Consider the following 15,195-nt stretch of genomic DNA (forward strand, 5'->3'; position numbering starts at 1 on the left):
TACGTTTTACGCGCCGGCCGGACGTTAACGACCGTTACATTAATGTGCGACAGCTTCCTACATGAGTATACTTACCATGTCAATGGGTGCCTATGACGAGGACGAGCACGAGCGCCGCGAACAGCAGGCCTCCAAGGTCGACACGGATTTCGACGACGAGCGGACGATCTATCACGGTAAGGTCGAGTACGACTCCGGCGATTCGGCCGAAGCGCTGCTGAACAAGTTCGAGGAGATCCAGTCGAACTAGTGGTGGCCGTTCGAACCGCGTTCTTCTTCCCGAATCGGTGATCGTCGCTGGAGTCGTCCCGAGAGCGTCGCGACCGTCAGGACCGCGATCACGTGGCCGACGAGCGCCCCGAGCAGGAGCGGGTGGCCGAGGACGAACGGCACCAGCAGCAACTGTCCGGCGGCGAAGGCGACGTTGAATCTGTCGGCGCGCGCGTAGCGACGGCTCGTTTCCGGGTCGAACTCGTAGGCGACCGATCGCCAGAGGCCGGCGACGCTCGCCCACCAGCACGTGCCGATCCGGTAGACCACGTCCCAGCAGACGAGCAGCGCCAGCGCGACCGCCGGGGCGGGCGGGTCGGGCCCGAGCCACGTAACCAGTAACGACTGGCCGGCCGTCCGCGGATCGGTGACGAACAGGTACGTCACGAGCAGGACGAACGCGACGACGCCGAGGACGACTTCGACGCTCGAGCCGAACAGGACCCGCCGGTAGCCCTCCGGCGTCGGGAGCCGGCGAACGGCGCGACTGAACCGGAGCATGAGCCAGCTCCCCCCCGTCGCGACGAGCACGGCGATCGTTCCCGGCACCACCGCCTCCCAGAGACCGTAGCTGGCCGCCACCGCGAGGATTGCGAGTTCGAACGCGGAGAACTGGACGACGATCGCCGCCCGATCGGAGCGGTCGAGCCCCGGAATCGCGCCGACGAGGCTCTCGTAGACCCACGTCTCGCCGTACTCCGGTGACCGACTCATCAGTCGGAGCCCCGCATCGCTGCTCGCTCGCGGTCGACGTCCTCCTCGCTCGGCTCCGCCCCGATCGCGTCGCGGACGGCGGTCTCGAACGGCGTCAACTCGAGGTCGACGAGCCGCTGGAGCCGATCGTCGGTCACCACGACGGGGTTGCGGACGCCCTCGATCAGGGGATGGGCCAGATCCGCCGGGACGTCGGTGACGAGGTCGACCCAGTACGCCGACAGCCGCGGGCTCAGCACCGGGACGGGGACGATGATCGGTTCGCGACCGGTCGCCACGGCGGCCGTCTCCGTCAGCAGGTCTCGATACGTGAGCACGTCCGGGCCGCCGATCTCGTAAACCTCGCCGGCCGTCTCCGGCAGGTCGAGGACCGCAAGCAGGTACGCGATCACGTCGTCGATCGCGATCGGCTGACAGGCGACGTGGACCCACTGGGGCGTCACCATGACCGGGAGCCGGGTCGCGAGCTGGCGAATCATCGCGAAGCTCGCGCTCCCGTCCCCGACGATGATGGCCGCGCGGAGGACGGTCACGTCGGCCGTCCCCTCGGCGAGCGTCGACTCGACCGCGCGACGCGAGGCGAGGTGGGGCGACAGGTCGTCGCCGTCGTCGCCGAGGCCGCTGAGATAGACGATCCGATCGACGCCGGCGGCGCTCGCCGCGCGTTCGAAGTTCCGCGCCGCCCGTCGATCCCGCTCGACGAAATCGCCGCGGCCCCCCATCGCGTGGATCAGGTAGTACGCGACGTCGACGCCGTCGAGACTCGACTCGAAGCTCCCCGGGTCGAGCACGTCACCTTCGACGACCGTCACGTCGGGAGGCGGGTCGTACGCGCTGGCGTCCCGGACGAGAACGGTAACCGCGTGCTCGGTGTCGCGAAGGGCAGCGACGAGGCGACGGCCGACGAACCCGCTGGCCCCGGTCACCAGAACGTGCATGCGCCCACGTACGCGGGATGCGGGCTTAAGGCTCGTGTCGCGCCGGTACGGCCCCCGATCGCCGTTCGCGGTGGATCGCTCGATCGCGGCTCGGCGGTTCCGTGGTCACTCGACCGTACCCCAATCCGGCGTCTTCGGGGTCACTCGATCGCGTCCCACCCCGGCGTTTCCGGGGCCCCTCGCGCGTCTTCGATCGTCTCCGCGACGGCGGCGGGCGGGACCGTCCCGTCGGTTCGCCGGTATCGCTCGGTCCACTCGCGGATTGCGGGGGCGACCCAGGGTTCGCTGGGCCCGTCTCCGCCGATCGTGCGCTCCTCGGGACCGTCCTCGGCCCCCGCCGCGATCGCCTGTGTCTTCGCCTCCTCGTAGTGCGGGTCCGAGATCGCGGTCGTGCCGGGACTCGAGGCCGCGGCGACGGCGACGAGTTCCGCGCGGTCCGTGGCCGTGAGGTCGCCGCTCGCGGCCCTGCTGACGATCCCTGCGAGCCGTTCCGGTTCGGGATGACAGAAGAGTTTCGCCCCGATCGCCTGCGACCCCAGCAGGAGTCCGTCGGGGTCGTCGTGATCGTCGTCGACCAGCCGATCGCCGCCGAAGGCCGCCTCGACGCGCTCGCACTCGGTCTCCTGGTCGAGCGCGAGGTTGTGTTCGGGATACGCTCCGCACTCCTCGGGGTAGAGCGCGTCGTCGTCGTGGATTCGACACTGGAGCGTCGCGGGATCGAGGAATACGCAGGTCGGCAGCCACGCCTCCGCGTCCCGCCCGAACGGGGCGACCGGTTTCGGCGGTTTCCGCAGCCCGACGAAGAACGCCGGACGGCCCGCGACGGCGGCGACGCTGATCCCGTCGATCTCGACGCCCTCGCTTTCGTCGGCGGCGCGCCAGAACCGGGGCGTCATGGCCGCCGCCAGCCCGCGATCGAGGAACGATCGCACCTCGTCGCGGGTCAGCGGGACGAAGCTCGGGTCGTCGTCGAGAGGCTCCCTGCGTGGCCCGTCGGCATCCGGGTTTCGGGGACCGCGGCGATCGGGCCGGCTCCCGTCTTCGTCGTGGCCGTCGATCGACTCGCGCAGCGATCGCCAGTCCAGACAACAGCCGGCACAGCCGTCACAGTGCACCTCCATGCGCGGCGGTACCACGTCGTCGCCTATAACCACTCGGGCGGCGTCTTCGGGTCGGGGGAACGACTTTCAGCGTTCGGGACGCAGTCGCTCGTATGGGACAGGGTACCTGCGACGGCTGCGGTCGATCGGTCACGGCCGCCGGGAGCGTGGCCAACCTCTGGACCTTCGGCGACCGGGACGGCAGCGAGGGGACGGGCATGACCCTGGAGTTCGAGGACGGCTCCGAACACCACCTCTGTTATCCCTGCATCGAGGCCCTGCCCGATCATCCGACGGCGGCCGACGTCGAACGGCTCTCACAGGTCGACGAGGAGACGTCTCGGTTCCGATAAAAACGGGACGCGGCCGCGATCGGGGCGGTCGCGACCGAACCGTAACCCAACCGGAACCTGGAGTGTATGTACTGCGATCGCGCCGCACTGCACCGCAAGCGGAAGGGGTGGGATTTGAACGCCACGAGGCACGGTGGCCGCCGCGGGGCCGAAGGCACCGCGGTGCTCTACCGCTGAGCGACCCTTCCGCACGTGAGACCGACGGCCGAGTTCGTATTCGTAATCCGTCGGTTACCGGCGGGTAACGGCCGCCTACGGACGAGTGGGCTCGGCAGGAAGCGCGCGTCGGACCGCTCGATCACGAGGATGTCGCGGCGTCGGGCGACTCGACCGCCGTCGCTCGCGCCGCCGTCGCCTTGAACGAGGCGACGAGATCCCGCCCGATCGCGAGGTCCAGTCGATCGCGACTCGCCCGGGTGACGAGCGCCTGGAGTTCGGCGTCGCCGTCCAGCGCCAGGGTCACCCTGACGATCGCGTCGCCCGCTTCGAGGTCCTCGACGGTCCCCGCGAACCGGTTCCGGAGGCTGGTTCGATCCGCGTCGGGCGCGTCCCTGGGATCGGTCAAGACGACCGCGTCCGAGCGGACGCTGACCTGGACCGCGGTCGCTTCCGGCGGCACGAGCGCCAGGATCGACCCGATCGGCGTTTCGACGGTCGCGAGTTCGCCCGTCCGGTCCCGGACGGTCCCCCGAAAGACGGACTCGGTGACCCGCGCGACGCCGCCGAGTTCGGCGTCGTGACGATCGAATCGTCGCTGGAGGGATCGCGCCGTCGCGGTGAGTTCGGTCCCGCCGCCGCCGCTCCCGCCTCGCTGGCGTTCGGTGATCGGGCCGACGGCGTCTTCGATCTCGACGATCCGGTTCTGCAGGCGCGCGTACGATCGCCCCAGTTCCTCGGCCGCCCGGTGCATCGAGCCGTAGCGGTCGATCGCGTCGAGCATCTCCATGTCCCGTCGATCGATCGTGACGTCGTCGACGGCCAGTTTCGTGGTGTACTCCTTTTCGATCGTCATCGGTGTGAGTCCCGTTCCGTGCGCCGCAGGGCGGCGACGGCGTCCTCGGTGCTCAGTATATCAGTTCGCCCTCGATAAATTTCCGGGTGCGATCGTCGCGCGGATCCTCGAACACCCGCTCGGCGGGTCCCTCCTCGATGATCCGGTCCCCGAGGAGGACGGCGACCTGGTCCGCGATCCGCTCGGCTTGGTGCATGTCGTGGGTCGCGACGACGACGCCGATCCCCCGGTCGCGCGCCTCGCGAACCGCGTCCTCGATGACCGACGTGTTTCGTGGATCGAGGTCAGACGTCGGTTCGTCGAGCAGGAGCAGGTCGGGATCGTACGCGAGCGCACGGGCGAACGCAACCCGCTGGGCCTCCCCGCCGGAAAGCGACGACGCGTCCTGGTCGGCGTACTCGCGCAACCCGACGACCTCGAGCGCGTCGAGTGCGTCGCCGGTCCCGTTGGTCCGACCGACGACACTCGCGAGTTCGTGACGGATCCGATCCGGCCAGGGCTTCCGGACCCGGAGGCCGTAGGTGGCGTTCCGCCGGACGCTCGTATCGAAGAGGCTCGCGTCCTGGAAGACCATCCCGATCCGCCGCCGGTACGCGAGGCGCCGCCGTTCGGACAGGTCCCAGACGTCCTCGCCCTCGAACTCGATCGCCCCGCGGTTCGGGGGGTCGAAGAGCGCGAGGAGTCGGAGCAGGGTGGACTTGCCGACCCCCGAGGGGCCGATGATCGCGACGACCTCGCCGGGCGTTACCGAGAGGGAGACCCCCTCGAAGACGGGGTCGGCCCCGTAGCCGTGGTGGACGTCGATCGCCTCGAGCGTCATCGGTGCCCTCCCTCGTCGCTGCCGAGTCGGATCACGACCGCGTTGACGAGCAGGACGAGCACGACGAGGATCCCGCCGAGGAGCAACGCGGTGTCGAACCGGCCCTGGCGGGCCTCTAGCTGGATCGCGGTCGTCAACGTCCGCGTCTTCGAGGTGCCGTCGGAGCCGGCGATGTTGCCTCCGACGATGAGGACGGACCCGACCTCGCTGATCGCGCGGCCGAACCCCGCCAGAACCGCCGTCGCGATCCCGTAGCGCGCCTCTTTGATCGTCACGAGGGCGACGTCGATCCGCGTGCCGCCGACCGCGTACGCCGCCTCGCGGACGTTCTCCTCGACGCTGCTGACCGCGGCGAGGCTCACCCCGGTGATCACCGGCGTCGCGAGGACGAACTGCGACATGATCATCGCCTCCGGAGTGAACACGAGGTCGAGCATCCCGAGCGGTCCCTGGCTGGACACCAGAAACAGGACGAGGAGGCCGACGACGACGCTCGGGAACCCCATACCGGTGTTGATGACCGAGGTGACCAGCCCCTTCCCGGGAAAGTCCGCGAACCCGACGAGGAGCGCGACCGGGACGCTACAGATCGTGCTCAGCGTAACAGCGAGGAGACTGACGTATAACGAGACGCGGACGATGCTTCGCACGTAGTTCCACTCGAAGGGGAACTCCGCGAGCGGCGACGCGATCGCGATGCCCTCGGCGAACGCCGGCACGGTCGCAACGCTTTCCACTATCATTCCGACTCCGAATCACCGTCCGTGCCACCGCCGTCTTCCCAGCTCCACCCCTCGGGGACGTACTGTCGGAAGTTCGGCTCCTCCGACAGGGCTTCCGGGAAGAACAACTGTTCGCCCTCGACGGTGTAGTTCTCGATGATCGACTGGCCCTCGGGGCTCGTGATGTAGCCGATGTACGCCAGCGCGAGGTCGTAGTTCACGTCGTGGATCTTCGGGTTGACGGCGACGATCCCGTACGGGTTCATCAGCAGTTCCGGCCCGCCCTCGACGGGCCCCTGGACGTGAATTTCGAGGTCGATGTCGCTCTGCATCGACAGGTAGGTTCCGCGATCGGCCAGCGTGTACGCCCCCTGTTCGTTGGCCTGGACGAGCACCTCGCCCATGCCCTGTCCGGCCTCCATGTACCAGTCGCCGAAGCTCTCGGGATCGAGTCCCGACTCCTCCCAGAGCGCGAGCTCCTTTGTGTGAGTCCCCGAGTTGTCGCCGCGCGAGACGAACATCGACTCCGAGTCGGCGATCGCCTGGAACGCGGTCGTCACCTCCTCGCTTCCGGCGATGCCCGCCGGATCGTCGGCCCCGCCGACGACGACGAAATCGTTGAACATGAGGTCGCGTCGGTTGACGCCGTACCCTTCCGTCATGAACTCGTCCTCGAGCGATCGGGCGTGGACCATTACGACGTCGGAGTCCCCGTTTCGAGCGGTCTCGAGGGCCGCACCCGTTCCCTGCGCGACGGTGTCGACGGTGACGCCGTACCGGTCCTCGAAGGGTGCGTTCAGTTCGTCGAGGAGGCCCGTATCGTCGGTGCTCGTCGTCGTGGTGAGCGTGAGCGTTTCGCCGCTGATCTCGGGTCCGCCGTCGGACTCGTCGCCGCTGTCCGACGTACAGCCGGCGAGGCCGATTGCTGCACTGGTTCCGATCGCGGCGACGAACTCTCGCCGTTGTATCGTCATAGATACTACGACCGACCGGACGGAGAAATAGCTTTGGGTAGTCGAATAACGACATCTGGTTATCGCGACTCGCGTCCGGGACCGGTCGGCGTGCGGTTTCTGAACCACCTCTCGCCGGCAGTAATCGGATCTGGTTACGATCCGTCGACTCGCATCGATCGATTTCGATCAGCGATCGAGACGGTCCGTAGCATTTAGGACGCGGCCCCGCGGTGACTCGAACGGTGAATCCCGATCGGATCTTCGAGGCGTTCCCCGCGCCGAGCTATCGCGGGGCCCAGGAGCAGGCCCTCCGGGACATCCGCGACGCGTTCGCGGCGGGCAACGACGTCGTCCTCGTCCGTGCGCCGACCGGGAGCGGCAAGTCCCTGCTCGCACGGGCGATCGCGGGCTGTGCCCGGACGATCGACGAGGCCGACCCGAGCGAGGCCGCCGGCGCGTACTACACGACGCCGCAGGTGTCCCAGCTTGACGACGTCGCGGCCGACGACCTGCTCGCGGACCTGAACGTCATCCGCGGCAAGTCCAACTACACCTGCATCCTGCCGAACGAGCGCAACACGCCGGTCAACCAGGCCCCCTGCGTCCGCGAGCGCGGCTACGACTGTTCGGTCAAGCACCGCTGTCCGTACTTCTCGGATCGGGCGATCGCGTCGAACCGATCGATCGCGGCGATGACGCTCGCCTACTTCATGCAGACCGCGGGTAGCGAGGTCTTTCGCAAGCGCGACGTCGTGGTCGTCGACGAGGCCCACGGGCTCGCCGAGTGGGCCGAAATGTACGCGACGATCCAGCTGGGACCGCGAACGGTGCCGTTCTGGGACGAGTTGCGCGTCCCCGCGGTCGACGGCCTCGATCGGGCCGCCCGCTACGCGGAGGCGCTCGCCCAGCAGTGCGAGCGCCGGAAGGACGAATTGCTCGCCCAGGACTCGCTCACGGCCGCGGACGTGCGCGAGCGCGATCGGCTACAGGAACTCATCGGGGAACTCGACTGGTTCGTCTCCGACTACCGGGATCCGGAGAGTCCGACGACGTGGCTGGTCGATCAGTCGGAGCCGCGATCGGCCGACGCCGCCGACGGCGAGGCCGAGGCCGAGGGCGAGGGCGAGGACGACGAACCGCAGGGCGGCCCGCTGACGATCAAGCCGATGAACCCCGAGAAGTACCTCCAGCACACCGTCTGGGATCGCGGGAACAGGTTCGCCCTGCTGTCGGCGACGATCCTCAACAAGGAGGCCTTCTGCCGGCAGGTCGGCCTCGACCCCGGAACCGTCGCGCTCGTCGACGTTCCGCACACCTTCCCCGTCGAGAACCGGCCGCTGTACGACGTCACGCAGGGGAAGATGACCTACGAGCACCGCGACGAAACCACGCCCAAGATCGCCCGGACGATCGTCCGGATCATGCAGACCCATCCCGACGAGAAGGGGCTCGTTCACGCCCACTCCTACGACATCCAGGAGCGGCTGGCGGACCTGCTGGCGGATTTCGGCGTCGGCGATCGGGTCCGGACCCACAGTCGCGAGGACCGCGACGCCGACCTCGAGGCGTGGAAGGCGACGGACGATCCCGACGTCTTCCTCTCGGTCAAGATGGAGGAGGCGCTGGACCTGAAGGGCGACCTCTGTCGGTGGCAGGTGCTGTGCAAGGCGCCGTTCCTCAACACGAGCGACTCCCGGGTCGCCCACCGACTCGAGGAGGGGCAGTGGGCGTGGTACTTCCGGACGGCGCTCCGGACCGTGATCCAGGCCTGCGGGCGCGTCGTGCGCGCGCCGGACGATCACGGCGCGACCTACCTCGCGGACGCGAGCCTGCTCGACGTGTTCGATCGCGCCCGGTCGGACATGCCCGACTGGTTCGCCGACCAGGTCGATCGAATGGCCGACCCCGATCTGCCGGCGTTCGAGCCGCAGGCCGCGCTCGCGAGCGAATCGACGGCAGGCGCAGCCACGGGAACGGGTCGGATCGATCGCGACGCCGCGCCGTCGCGGGGACGATCGGGGCGGTCGTCGCGCTCGAGTCCACTCGCCGACGTCTGGGATACCGACGAGTGACGTCCGTCTCGCCGTCACCGGCGACCGTACCGCTCACCGGTCAAAGAGAGCCGCCGAAACGCGGCGGATCGGAACTGGCTCCGAGTACTGGCATGACCTCGAATTCGATCCACCGTCCGGGCCGGCACTCGAGGCAAGGAACGCACGGATAAACTATCTACCTCCCGGAATACGTTACGTACTGTGAAACATGTTGCATACAACAGGACATGTTCCACGATGTGGTGCCACGGCCGAAATCGCCGATCGTCTCGTACGGCCCGCTGTCCGTCAGTCCCGGCGCACCCGCGACCAGTCTGCGGGTGCGCCGGGATCCCGGTACAGCGATCCGTATCACGCCGGGTCGTCGATCGCGACGGCGTCGATCCGGCGTGCAGCCGACTGCAGGTCCCGGTAGCGACGGGCCGCCCACGCCCGGAGGCGGGGGTCCGTGCTCTCGAGGGCGACGACCAGGTGGCCGCTGTCGTCGCAGGCGCCGAGAAACACCGTCTCCCCAACGAGCGCGAGCCCCATCGACGGGTCGTCGTCGGTGACGTACAGGTCGTAGTGGTCAAGCGAGAGCGACTGTCGGAACCGATCGGCGTAGCGCTCGGCGGCGACCTCGAACGTCGATTCGCCGAGGACGAGCGACGTCGGCGTCCCGGACCGAATGACTGGCGCGTGGATCGTCAGGAACTGGCGGTTGATAACGGGCGAGACGCCGCGGAGTCGATCGTCGTCCCCGACCGCGGCCGCGAACCGATCGGCGTACCACTCGATCGGTCGGTGCGGGTTCGTCTCGGTCGCGGTCGCCAGTTCGGCCGTGCGGAACCAGTCAATCTCGAGAGCGGCGGCGTCGACGTCGATCCGGGAGAGGAACGGCTCGACCCGGTCGAGGATTCCGAACCGGGTTCGCGTTTGCTGGTAAGTCTCGAGGGCGAGTTCGCCGGCCGCCGTCGCTTCGTAGCCGCCGTCGACGCGGGCGACCCAGCCGCGATCGGTCAACTCGCCCAGGGTCCGGTGGACCGTCGTCCGGGAGACGTCGGCGAACGAGACGAGGTCGGCGGGCTGGGCGGGTTCGACTGTCAGCCGATCGAGGACGTCGACGCGGGCGGGCGACCCCGAGAGATAGCCGATGCCCCGGTCCTGCTCGTCGGTCATATACGTTCTCGCTCATTCGCGGCGAAGTAAACAGTTCTGTTCGACGCCCGCGAGTTCTAATTGAATCGATCGGGGAATCGGCGGGATCGTGGGGGAACGGCTAGAACAGCGTCGACGCGCCCCAGGCGACCATCGAGGTCACCATGAGAACGGCGAACAGGAGCGCGATGATCTGGTTCTTGTCCATACCCGATGCAATTCGTTCCGCCGGCATGAATTTGACGACCGGCCGATCGCTTCCTCCGCGACGCGCGGTGGCTATCGGGCGTGACGGGCGATCCGCGACGGCCCGTCCACCGGCCGCCGGACGTCGGAAACTCAAACAGCCGTTTCACGTTACGTCGCGGTTTATACCGTCAGCCGCGGATGTCGTTCATATGCGACGACGGACGCTGCTGATCGGAACGACGCTCGCGTTGGCCGGATGCGTGGCCGACGGCGGCGAGAATCCGGGGACTGGAACCGATGCTGCGGGTGACGACGAGAACGCCGACGACGCGGACCCGGACTCGGTCGCCGGATCGGTCGACGGCGAAATAACGCGGCCCGAGTGCGAGGTCGAATCGGAGACCGTCGAGGTCGAGTACGGCGATGAAACCCGCGAGCACGAAACCGCCGCAACCGTCCCATACCCCGACCCTCCGTCCTCGTTCGCTCGAGACGCGGCGGTCGACTACGTCGAGACGTTCGAGGGTGCCTACGTGACACACGACGTCCTCTGCGATAGGCAGAGTTCGGGGGCCGTTCTCGACGTCGGCTACAGCGTCCGGACGACCGAGACGTTCGAGTGGTACGACGACGTCACGGTCGTGTTCCTCCTCCGAGCGGGCGGTGCGGTCTCGGGCACGGACGGCGAGGGGAACCTGTGGGAGGCGGACGTCGGCTACGGCGGTGTCGTCTACGCGATCGACGAAAGCGGTGCGGCACGCGCCGAGTTCGACGACGCACCCGCGCTGGATAGGGACAAGTACGAATCGAACGCGCCCGATCCACTCGAAAACGGGGATCTGGTGGCCACGTTCGAGTGAGCGGTCACCCGAACCGGGCGTCGACGACGACGTGAGCCACCCCGGCGCTGTGGCTCTTGACCCGCCGCCGATCGAGTATCGTTAGCTCCCGATCGGCCTCGTCGGCCGCCCGTTCGAGTCGCTCGATCGGCCGCTCCCAGAGTCGCGGTTCGGGCGTCGCCTCGTGGTAGTGGACGATCCCGCCCGGACGGAGCGCGGCCAGGGCGTCGTCGAGGAACGCGTGGGCCTCGTCGTCGCGAGCGTGTTCGTCCAGTTCGTCCCCATCGCCCTCGTCTCGCCCTCGTTCCTTCTCGTCGCCCGCGTCGGCGGCGCTCCCGTAGTATCCCATCACGACCCGATCGACCGCGAGGTCGGCGCTGGCGGGACGGTTCTCGCCGTCAGCCGTGTGCCGGCCGGCGGGCCCGCCGACGAGGTCCCGGCAGTCGGTCATGTAGGCGTCGACCCGATCGGCCACGTCGTTGCGCATCGCGTTCTCGACGAGATAGCGGAAGGCCGCCGGATTGCGCTCCGTCGCGGTCACCCGCGCGCCGGCCCGGGCCATCGGGAGGGTGAAGTAGCCGATGCCGGCGAACATGTCGAAGACGTGTTCGTCCGCCGCGACGAGGTCGCCCATTCGGGCCCGTTCGGCCTGGTTGCCCGGCGAGAACATGACCGTCGCGGGATCGAGGCCGTACCGGGTGCCGTGCTCGACGTGGACCGTCTCGGTGTCGCGCTCGCCGGCGACGTGGCGAGTCCGGGGTTCGCGGTAGGTGCCCGCTTCGCCGTCGTTGGCGATCCCCTCGTCGGCCAGCACGCTGTCGGCCTCGCCGTGGAGTTCGAGCAGCGCCTCGCCGAGGGCCTCCTCGTCGGGACAGTTCTCGGGGATCGTCACGAGGATCACGGACCCGATCACGGCCCACGACCCCGGTGCGGCCTCGATCTCGGCCTCGCTCCAGCCCCGATCGGCAAGCAGGTCCGCCAGATTCCGGGTGCGGGGTTCTGGATCGACCTGGCGCACGACGTCGAGCACACGCGTCTCCGTCGGCGGTTCGGTGACGGGCAGGGCGATCCGATCGGGGGCGTCCTCGCGAGCGGCCGTCGCGTCGGCCTCGACCGCCCGCACCTTCCGCGAGTCGTCGTAGACGTCCTCCGCGCGTAGCGACTCGATCGCGGTCTCCGTGCGGAACCGCTCGACGATCGCGGCCAGCGGAGCGTCCGCGTCCGGATCGGGGAGCGTCGGTGCGAGCGACTCGCTCGCGTCGTGGTCCTCAGTCATCGCGCTCGTCGCTCGCGTACGGGTCGTACGGTTCCGGTTCGTCGTCGCCCGTCTCCGGATCGGGATCGGGGAGGATGTGGAGTCCGGCGCGACTCTTCAGCACGGGTGTCGTCTCGGCGTCGGGATCGAAGTAGTCCGGCCGCGAGACGGTCTCGGCCTGGTAGGTCTCGGGATCTAACACCTGGACGGCGTGGTCGTCCTCGACGGCGACGACCGTCGTCTCGACGGCGTCCTCGCGTTCACCGAGTTTCCGCGCGTCGGGGGCCGCGCCCTCCTCGTAGCCGGCCTCGTACCGATCGCCGGTCGTCACCCGGGTCCCCTTGAGGTTCCCGTGGGCGCTCCGGACGAGGACGGGGCCGCCCTCGTCGTCCGCGATGTCGATCACGTCGCCCGGCGTGTACGGCGGCAGGCGGACGGCGAACGTGACGCGGTAGACCTCGTTGCCGTCCTCGTCCTCGGTGACGAGCGTTTCGGCGTCGGTGACGGTGCCGCCGAACTCCTCGACCATCTTGTTCGCGATCTTCTTGCCGATCTTGTTGGTCGAGACCTTGATGTTCAGGCCGTCGTCGACCTCGCCCATCTCGGTGACGAAGGCGTTCCGATCGCCCGTCGCCTCCATGTCGGCGACGACCGAATTCGCGATCTCCTTCGCCCGGTCAATCTCCTCGCCCGTCGGCGTCCGATCGTCGGCGCGGATCTGGACGATGCTGGCGTAGTAGTCGCCGGCGATCCGACCACACCGGGTACAGGTCTGGCGGGCGATCCGGACCGGGACCGTCACCTGTTCTTCGACCGGCGTCCCCCGCACGACCCCGGTGAAGTAGGCGTGCATCCGGATCGTGTTCTCGTCGACCTGCTCGGGTTCGACCTGCCAGGCGACGTCCGTGACGTCGACGTGGACGCCCAGCGCCTCGCTGACCTCCTCGATCGCGACGTCGGTGTAATCCTGTGCGCCGACGTCGACCCACCGGTTCCCGCGGTGGACCGCGCCGCACTGGGCGCAGACCCGGACGTCGATGTGATCCGGCGCGTCCACGAAGTCGAAGTCCTCGAAGTAGCACTCGTCGCAGAGATCGACCTCGGTGCCGGGCCGGAGGGGATCCGCCGCTCCGTCGGCGTCGCTGGCCGATCGATCGGGCACCGGGTCCCCACACCGGGGACAGAACGCACGCGACTCGCTCATTATCCCCGATTGGTGACTGACGGAGTTAAACGGCGCGCTCTCGCCGTCCGTGGCCGATCGCGCTCGACGCCGGACCGCTTCGAGGGACGACGATCGGTCAGAAATTTTCACTCTCTGATAACTCCACCCGAAATGAGGGGGTCGAACGACGCCGAGAGCCGCGTCAGACGGCGGTCTGACGGACCGCACCGCGACGTGTCAGACGAAGTTACGTAACGCAATCTCCATGCGAAACAGTGGGGTTCGTCGCGCCGATCGACGATCGATCCCGTCGCCGTGACGTCCGCTTCGACTCCGTCTGATCGACTCGCGTCCGCGCGGTACTCGACAGGGTACTTATTTCTCCGGAGCACCTACGAGTCGATATGGACTGGCAGCCCGACTGGGGTCTTCGCGCGCGGATGTTCCTGACGATGTTTCTGCTGTTCGCGCTGTACATCGTCTTCGCCGGCGTGATCACCGCGTACATGGGCGGCACCATCTTCGTCTTCGCGTTCCTGTTCGGCGGGATGACGGTCGTCCAGTACTACTTCAGCGACACGCTGACGCTCAAGAGCATGGGCGCGAAAACGGTCTCCCGCGAGGAGTACCCACAGCTTCACGCCTCGATCGATCGCCTCTCCCAGCAGGCCGATCTACCGAAGCCGAAGGTGGCCGTCGTCGACTCGAAGGTGCCGAACGCGTTCGCCACCGGCCGGAACCAGAAGAACGCCGCCGTCGCCGTGACGACCGGCCTCCTGCGGACCCTCGACCGCGACGAACTCGACGGCGTCCTCGCCCACGAACTCGCCCACGTCAAGAACAGGGACATGATGGTGATGACCTTTGCCTCCCTGCTCGCGACGATCGCGTTCATGGTCGTCCGGTGGGGCGCGTTCTTCGGCGGCGGCCGGAACCGACAGGGTGGCGGCGTCGTCGTCGCGATCGTCGTCTCCCTGCTGGTCTGGATCGTGAGCTACATCCTGATGCGGGCGCTCTCGCGCTACCGCGAGTTCGCCGCCGATCGCGGTGCGGCCGCGATCACCGGCAAGCCGTCGGCGCTCGCGTCGGCGCTGCTCACGATCTCCGGCGAGGTGGACAAGATTCCCGATCGGGACATGCGCGAGGAAGCAGAGATGAACGCCTTCTTCATCATCCCGATCAAGTCCGGCATCGTCGGTCGCCTGTTCAGCACCCACCCGTCGACCGAGCGCCGGGTCGAACAGCTCCGGGACCTCGAACGCGAGATGGAAGCGTTCTGAGTCGACTGCCGGTCCCGGCGACCGGCGATCGAACTGCCGGTGCGCCCGTCGTTACTCCGGCGGGATGCCGTACGGCCGCGGTCGTCGCGGGGGTCGCTTCCCCACGTAGAACGCGAGGACGACGAGCCCACCGATAACGGGCAGGAGAAAGAACGCGACGACGAACCCGACGGCCCACATGTCCGCGGTGTCCATGGCTCGCGCTCTCGCGTCGCGATAGATCATCGCCGCGCCGAGGAGCGCGAGCACCGCGGCGACGGGGAAGCCGATGTCGATACTGATGCCGACCATACTGAACGTTCAGACGACACGACGATACCGTTTCCGGAGCGACGGCTGGCCGGATCGGCCCGACAGATCGATCGGAAGCCGATCGGTCCGTCGATCGGCC

At 68.2% G+C, this 15,195-nt stretch carries 17 protein-coding genes and 1 tRNA gene; 5 read left to right on the forward strand and 13 right to left on the reverse strand.

What is annotated here, in order from left to right:
* Nucleotides 1–76 precede the first annotated feature (76 nt).
* Nucleotides 77–250, forward strand: a complete 174-nt coding sequence (locus tag AC6I6X_RS08010) for a DUF5786 family protein (protein WP_497930494.1) — start codon at nucleotides 77–79, stop codon at nucleotides 248–250.
* On the opposite strand, the gene AC6I6X_RS08015 is transcribed toward AC6I6X_RS08010, so the two are convergent.
* From AC6I6X_RS08015 to AC6I6X_RS08025, 3 genes are all read right to left on the reverse strand, one after another.
* On the reverse strand, nucleotides 247–984 hold the full coding sequence (locus tag AC6I6X_RS08015) for a DUF7530 family protein (protein ID WP_497930000.1): 738 nt from the start codon (nucleotides 982–984) through the stop codon (nucleotides 247–249). The genes AC6I6X_RS08010 and AC6I6X_RS08015 overlap by 4 nt on opposite strands.
* Entirely contained in the window at nucleotides 984–1,922 is a 939-nt protein-coding gene (locus tag AC6I6X_RS08020; protein ID WP_497930001.1) for an NAD(P)H-binding protein, read from the reverse strand. The genes AC6I6X_RS08015 and AC6I6X_RS08020 overlap by 1 nt, the downstream gene beginning before the upstream one ends.
* Before the next feature lie 140 nt (nucleotides 1,923–2,062).
* Nucleotides 2,063–3,043, reverse strand: coding sequence for a YkgJ family cysteine cluster protein (locus AC6I6X_RS08025; protein ID WP_497930002.1), 981 nt, complete (start codon nucleotides 3,041–3,043; stop codon nucleotides 2,063–2,065).
* A 92-nt stretch (nucleotides 3,044–3,135) separates the two neighbouring features.
* On the opposite strand from AC6I6X_RS08025, the gene AC6I6X_RS08030 reads away from it, so the two are divergent.
* A complete protein-coding gene (locus tag AC6I6X_RS08030; protein ID WP_497930003.1) occupies nucleotides 3,136–3,375 on the forward strand; it encodes a DUF7561 family protein in 240 nt (79 codons plus the stop codon).
* A gap of 99 nt (nucleotides 3,376–3,474) precedes the next feature.
* Here AC6I6X_RS08030 and AC6I6X_RS08035 read toward each other — a convergent pair.
* The 5 genes from AC6I6X_RS08035 to AC6I6X_RS08055 form a co-directional block, all read right to left on the reverse strand.
* Nucleotides 3,475–3,563: transfer RNA gene (locus AC6I6X_RS08035), tRNA-Arg, on the reverse strand.
* 110 nt (nucleotides 3,564–3,673) lie between these two features.
* Nucleotides 3,674–4,387: a TOBE domain-containing protein gene (locus AC6I6X_RS08040; protein ID WP_497930004.1), complete on the reverse strand. Its 714-nt coding sequence runs from the start codon at nucleotides 4,385–4,387 to the stop codon at nucleotides 3,674–3,676.
* A gap of 52 nt (nucleotides 4,388–4,439) precedes the next feature.
* Nucleotides 4,440–5,207, reverse strand: a complete 768-nt coding sequence (locus AC6I6X_RS08045; protein WP_497930005.1) for an amino acid ABC transporter ATP-binding protein — start codon at nucleotides 5,205–5,207, stop codon at nucleotides 4,440–4,442.
* Entirely contained in the window at nucleotides 5,204–5,950 is a 747-nt protein-coding gene (locus AC6I6X_RS08050; protein ID WP_497930006.1) for an ABC transporter permease, read from the reverse strand. Before AC6I6X_RS08050 ends, AC6I6X_RS08045 begins: the two co-directional genes overlap by 4 nt.
* Entirely contained in the window at nucleotides 5,947–6,903 is a 957-nt protein-coding gene (locus tag AC6I6X_RS08055; RefSeq protein WP_497930007.1) for an ABC transporter substrate-binding protein, read from the reverse strand. Before AC6I6X_RS08055 ends, AC6I6X_RS08050 begins: the two co-directional genes overlap by 4 nt.
* A gap of 224 nt (nucleotides 6,904–7,127) precedes the next feature.
* Here AC6I6X_RS08055 and AC6I6X_RS08060 point away from each other — a divergent pair, with 224 nt between their 5' ends.
* Nucleotides 7,128–8,957 carry a helicase C-terminal domain-containing protein gene (locus tag AC6I6X_RS08060; RefSeq protein ID WP_497930008.1) on the forward strand — a complete coding sequence of 610 codons (1,830 nt, stop codon included), beginning with the start codon at nucleotides 7,128–7,130 and terminating at the stop codon, nucleotides 8,955–8,957.
* 333 nt (nucleotides 8,958–9,290) lie between these two features.
* Here the strand turns inward: AC6I6X_RS08060 and AC6I6X_RS08065 are convergent, their stop codons facing one another.
* Both AC6I6X_RS08065 and AC6I6X_RS08070 read right to left on the reverse strand, forming a co-directional pair.
* Entirely contained in the window at nucleotides 9,291–10,097 is an 807-nt protein-coding gene (locus AC6I6X_RS08065) for a helix-turn-helix transcriptional regulator (protein WP_497930009.1), read from the reverse strand.
* Nucleotides 10,098–10,197: 100 nt separating this feature from the next.
* Nucleotides 10,198–10,311 (reverse strand): surface glycoprotein, encoded by a 114-nt coding sequence (locus AC6I6X_RS08070; protein WP_497930010.1) that lies wholly within the window; start codon nucleotides 10,309–10,311, stop codon nucleotides 10,198–10,200.
* A 163-nt stretch (nucleotides 10,312–10,474) separates the two neighbouring features.
* Here AC6I6X_RS08070 and AC6I6X_RS08075 point away from each other — a divergent pair, with 163 nt between their 5' ends.
* Entirely contained in the window at nucleotides 10,475–11,125 is a 651-nt protein-coding gene (locus AC6I6X_RS08075; RefSeq protein ID WP_497930011.1) for a hypothetical protein, read from the forward strand.
* 4 nt (nucleotides 11,126–11,129) lie between these two features.
* On the opposite strand, the gene AC6I6X_RS08080 is transcribed toward AC6I6X_RS08075, so the two are convergent.
* Nucleotides 11,130–12,380, reverse strand: a complete 1,251-nt coding sequence (locus AC6I6X_RS08080; protein WP_497930012.1) for a class I SAM-dependent methyltransferase — start codon at nucleotides 12,378–12,380, stop codon at nucleotides 11,130–11,132.
* Nucleotides 12,373–13,563 (reverse strand): 60S ribosomal export protein NMD3, encoded by a 1,191-nt coding sequence (locus AC6I6X_RS08085; RefSeq protein ID WP_497930013.1) that lies wholly within the window; start codon nucleotides 13,561–13,563, stop codon nucleotides 12,373–12,375. Before AC6I6X_RS08085 ends, AC6I6X_RS08080 begins: the two co-directional genes overlap by 8 nt.
* 365 nt (nucleotides 13,564–13,928) lie before the next feature.
* On the opposite strand from AC6I6X_RS08085, the gene htpX reads away from it, so the two are divergent.
* Nucleotides 13,929–14,804: a zinc metalloprotease HtpX gene (htpX, locus tag AC6I6X_RS08090; protein ID WP_497930014.1), complete on the forward strand. Its 876-nt coding sequence runs from the start codon at nucleotides 13,929–13,931 to the stop codon at nucleotides 14,802–14,804.
* 51 nt (nucleotides 14,805–14,855) lie between these two features.
* Here the strand turns inward: htpX and AC6I6X_RS08095 are convergent, their stop codons facing one another.
* Nucleotides 14,856–15,095: a hypothetical protein gene (locus AC6I6X_RS08095; protein WP_497930015.1), complete on the reverse strand. Its 240-nt coding sequence runs from the start codon at nucleotides 15,093–15,095 to the stop codon at nucleotides 14,856–14,858.
* Nucleotides 15,096–15,195 lie beyond the last annotated feature (100 nt).

The sequence above is a fragment of the Halosolutus sp. YCN4 genome, from assembly GCF_059736495.1.

What these genes read in the sequence shown, in the direction of transcription:
- AC6I6X_RS08055 (WP_497930007.1), bottom strand. Translation starts at nt 6,903, where the DNA reads ATGACGATACAACGGCGAGAGTTCGTCGCCGCGATCGGAACCAGTGCA.
- htpX (WP_497930014.1), top strand. Translation starts at nt 13,929, where the DNA reads ATGGACTGGCAGCCCGACTGGGGTCTTCGCGCGCGGATGTTCCTGACG.
- AC6I6X_RS08010 (WP_497930494.1), top strand. Translation starts at nt 77, where the DNA reads ATGTCAATGGGTGCCTATGACGAGGACGAGCACGAGCGCCGCGAACAG.
- AC6I6X_RS08045 (WP_497930005.1), bottom strand. Translation starts at nt 5,207, where the DNA reads ATGACGCTCGAGGCGATCGACGTCCACCACGGCTACGGGGCCGACCCC.
- AC6I6X_RS08075 (WP_497930011.1), top strand. Translation starts at nt 10,475, where the DNA reads ATGCGACGACGGACGCTGCTGATCGGAACGACGCTCGCGTTGGCCGGA.
- AC6I6X_RS08015 (WP_497930000.1), bottom strand. Translation starts at nt 984, where the DNA reads ATGAGTCGGTCACCGGAGTACGGCGAGACGTGGGTCTACGAGAGCCTC.
- AC6I6X_RS08095 (WP_497930015.1), bottom strand. Translation starts at nt 15,095, where the DNA reads ATGGTCGGCATCAGTATCGACATCGGCTTCCCCGTCGCCGCGGTGCTC.
- AC6I6X_RS08080 (WP_497930012.1), bottom strand. Translation starts at nt 12,380, where the DNA reads ATGACTGAGGACCACGACGCGAGCGAGTCGCTCGCACCGACGCTCCCC.
- AC6I6X_RS08065 (WP_497930009.1), bottom strand. Translation starts at nt 10,097, where the DNA reads ATGACCGACGAGCAGGACCGGGGCATCGGCTATCTCTCGGGGTCGCCC.
- AC6I6X_RS08025 (WP_497930002.1), bottom strand. Translation starts at nt 3,043, where the DNA reads ATGGAGGTGCACTGTGACGGCTGTGCCGGCTGTTGTCTGGACTGGCGA.
- AC6I6X_RS08050 (WP_497930006.1), bottom strand. Translation starts at nt 5,950, where the DNA reads ATGATAGTGGAAAGCGTTGCGACCGTGCCGGCGTTCGCCGAGGGCATC.
- AC6I6X_RS08070 (WP_497930010.1), bottom strand. Translation starts at nt 10,311, where the DNA reads ATGCCGGCGGAACGAATTGCATCGGGTATGGACAAGAACCAGATCATC.
- AC6I6X_RS08030 (WP_497930003.1), top strand. Translation starts at nt 3,136, where the DNA reads ATGGGACAGGGTACCTGCGACGGCTGCGGTCGATCGGTCACGGCCGCC.
- AC6I6X_RS08085 (WP_497930013.1), bottom strand. Translation starts at nt 13,563, where the DNA reads ATGAGCGAGTCGCGTGCGTTCTGTCCCCGGTGTGGGGACCCGGTGCCC.
- AC6I6X_RS08020 (WP_497930001.1), bottom strand. Translation starts at nt 1,922, where the DNA reads ATGCACGTTCTGGTGACCGGGGCCAGCGGGTTCGTCGGCCGTCGCCTC.
- AC6I6X_RS08040 (WP_497930004.1), bottom strand. Translation starts at nt 4,387, where the DNA reads ATGACGATCGAAAAGGAGTACACCACGAAACTGGCCGTCGACGACGTC.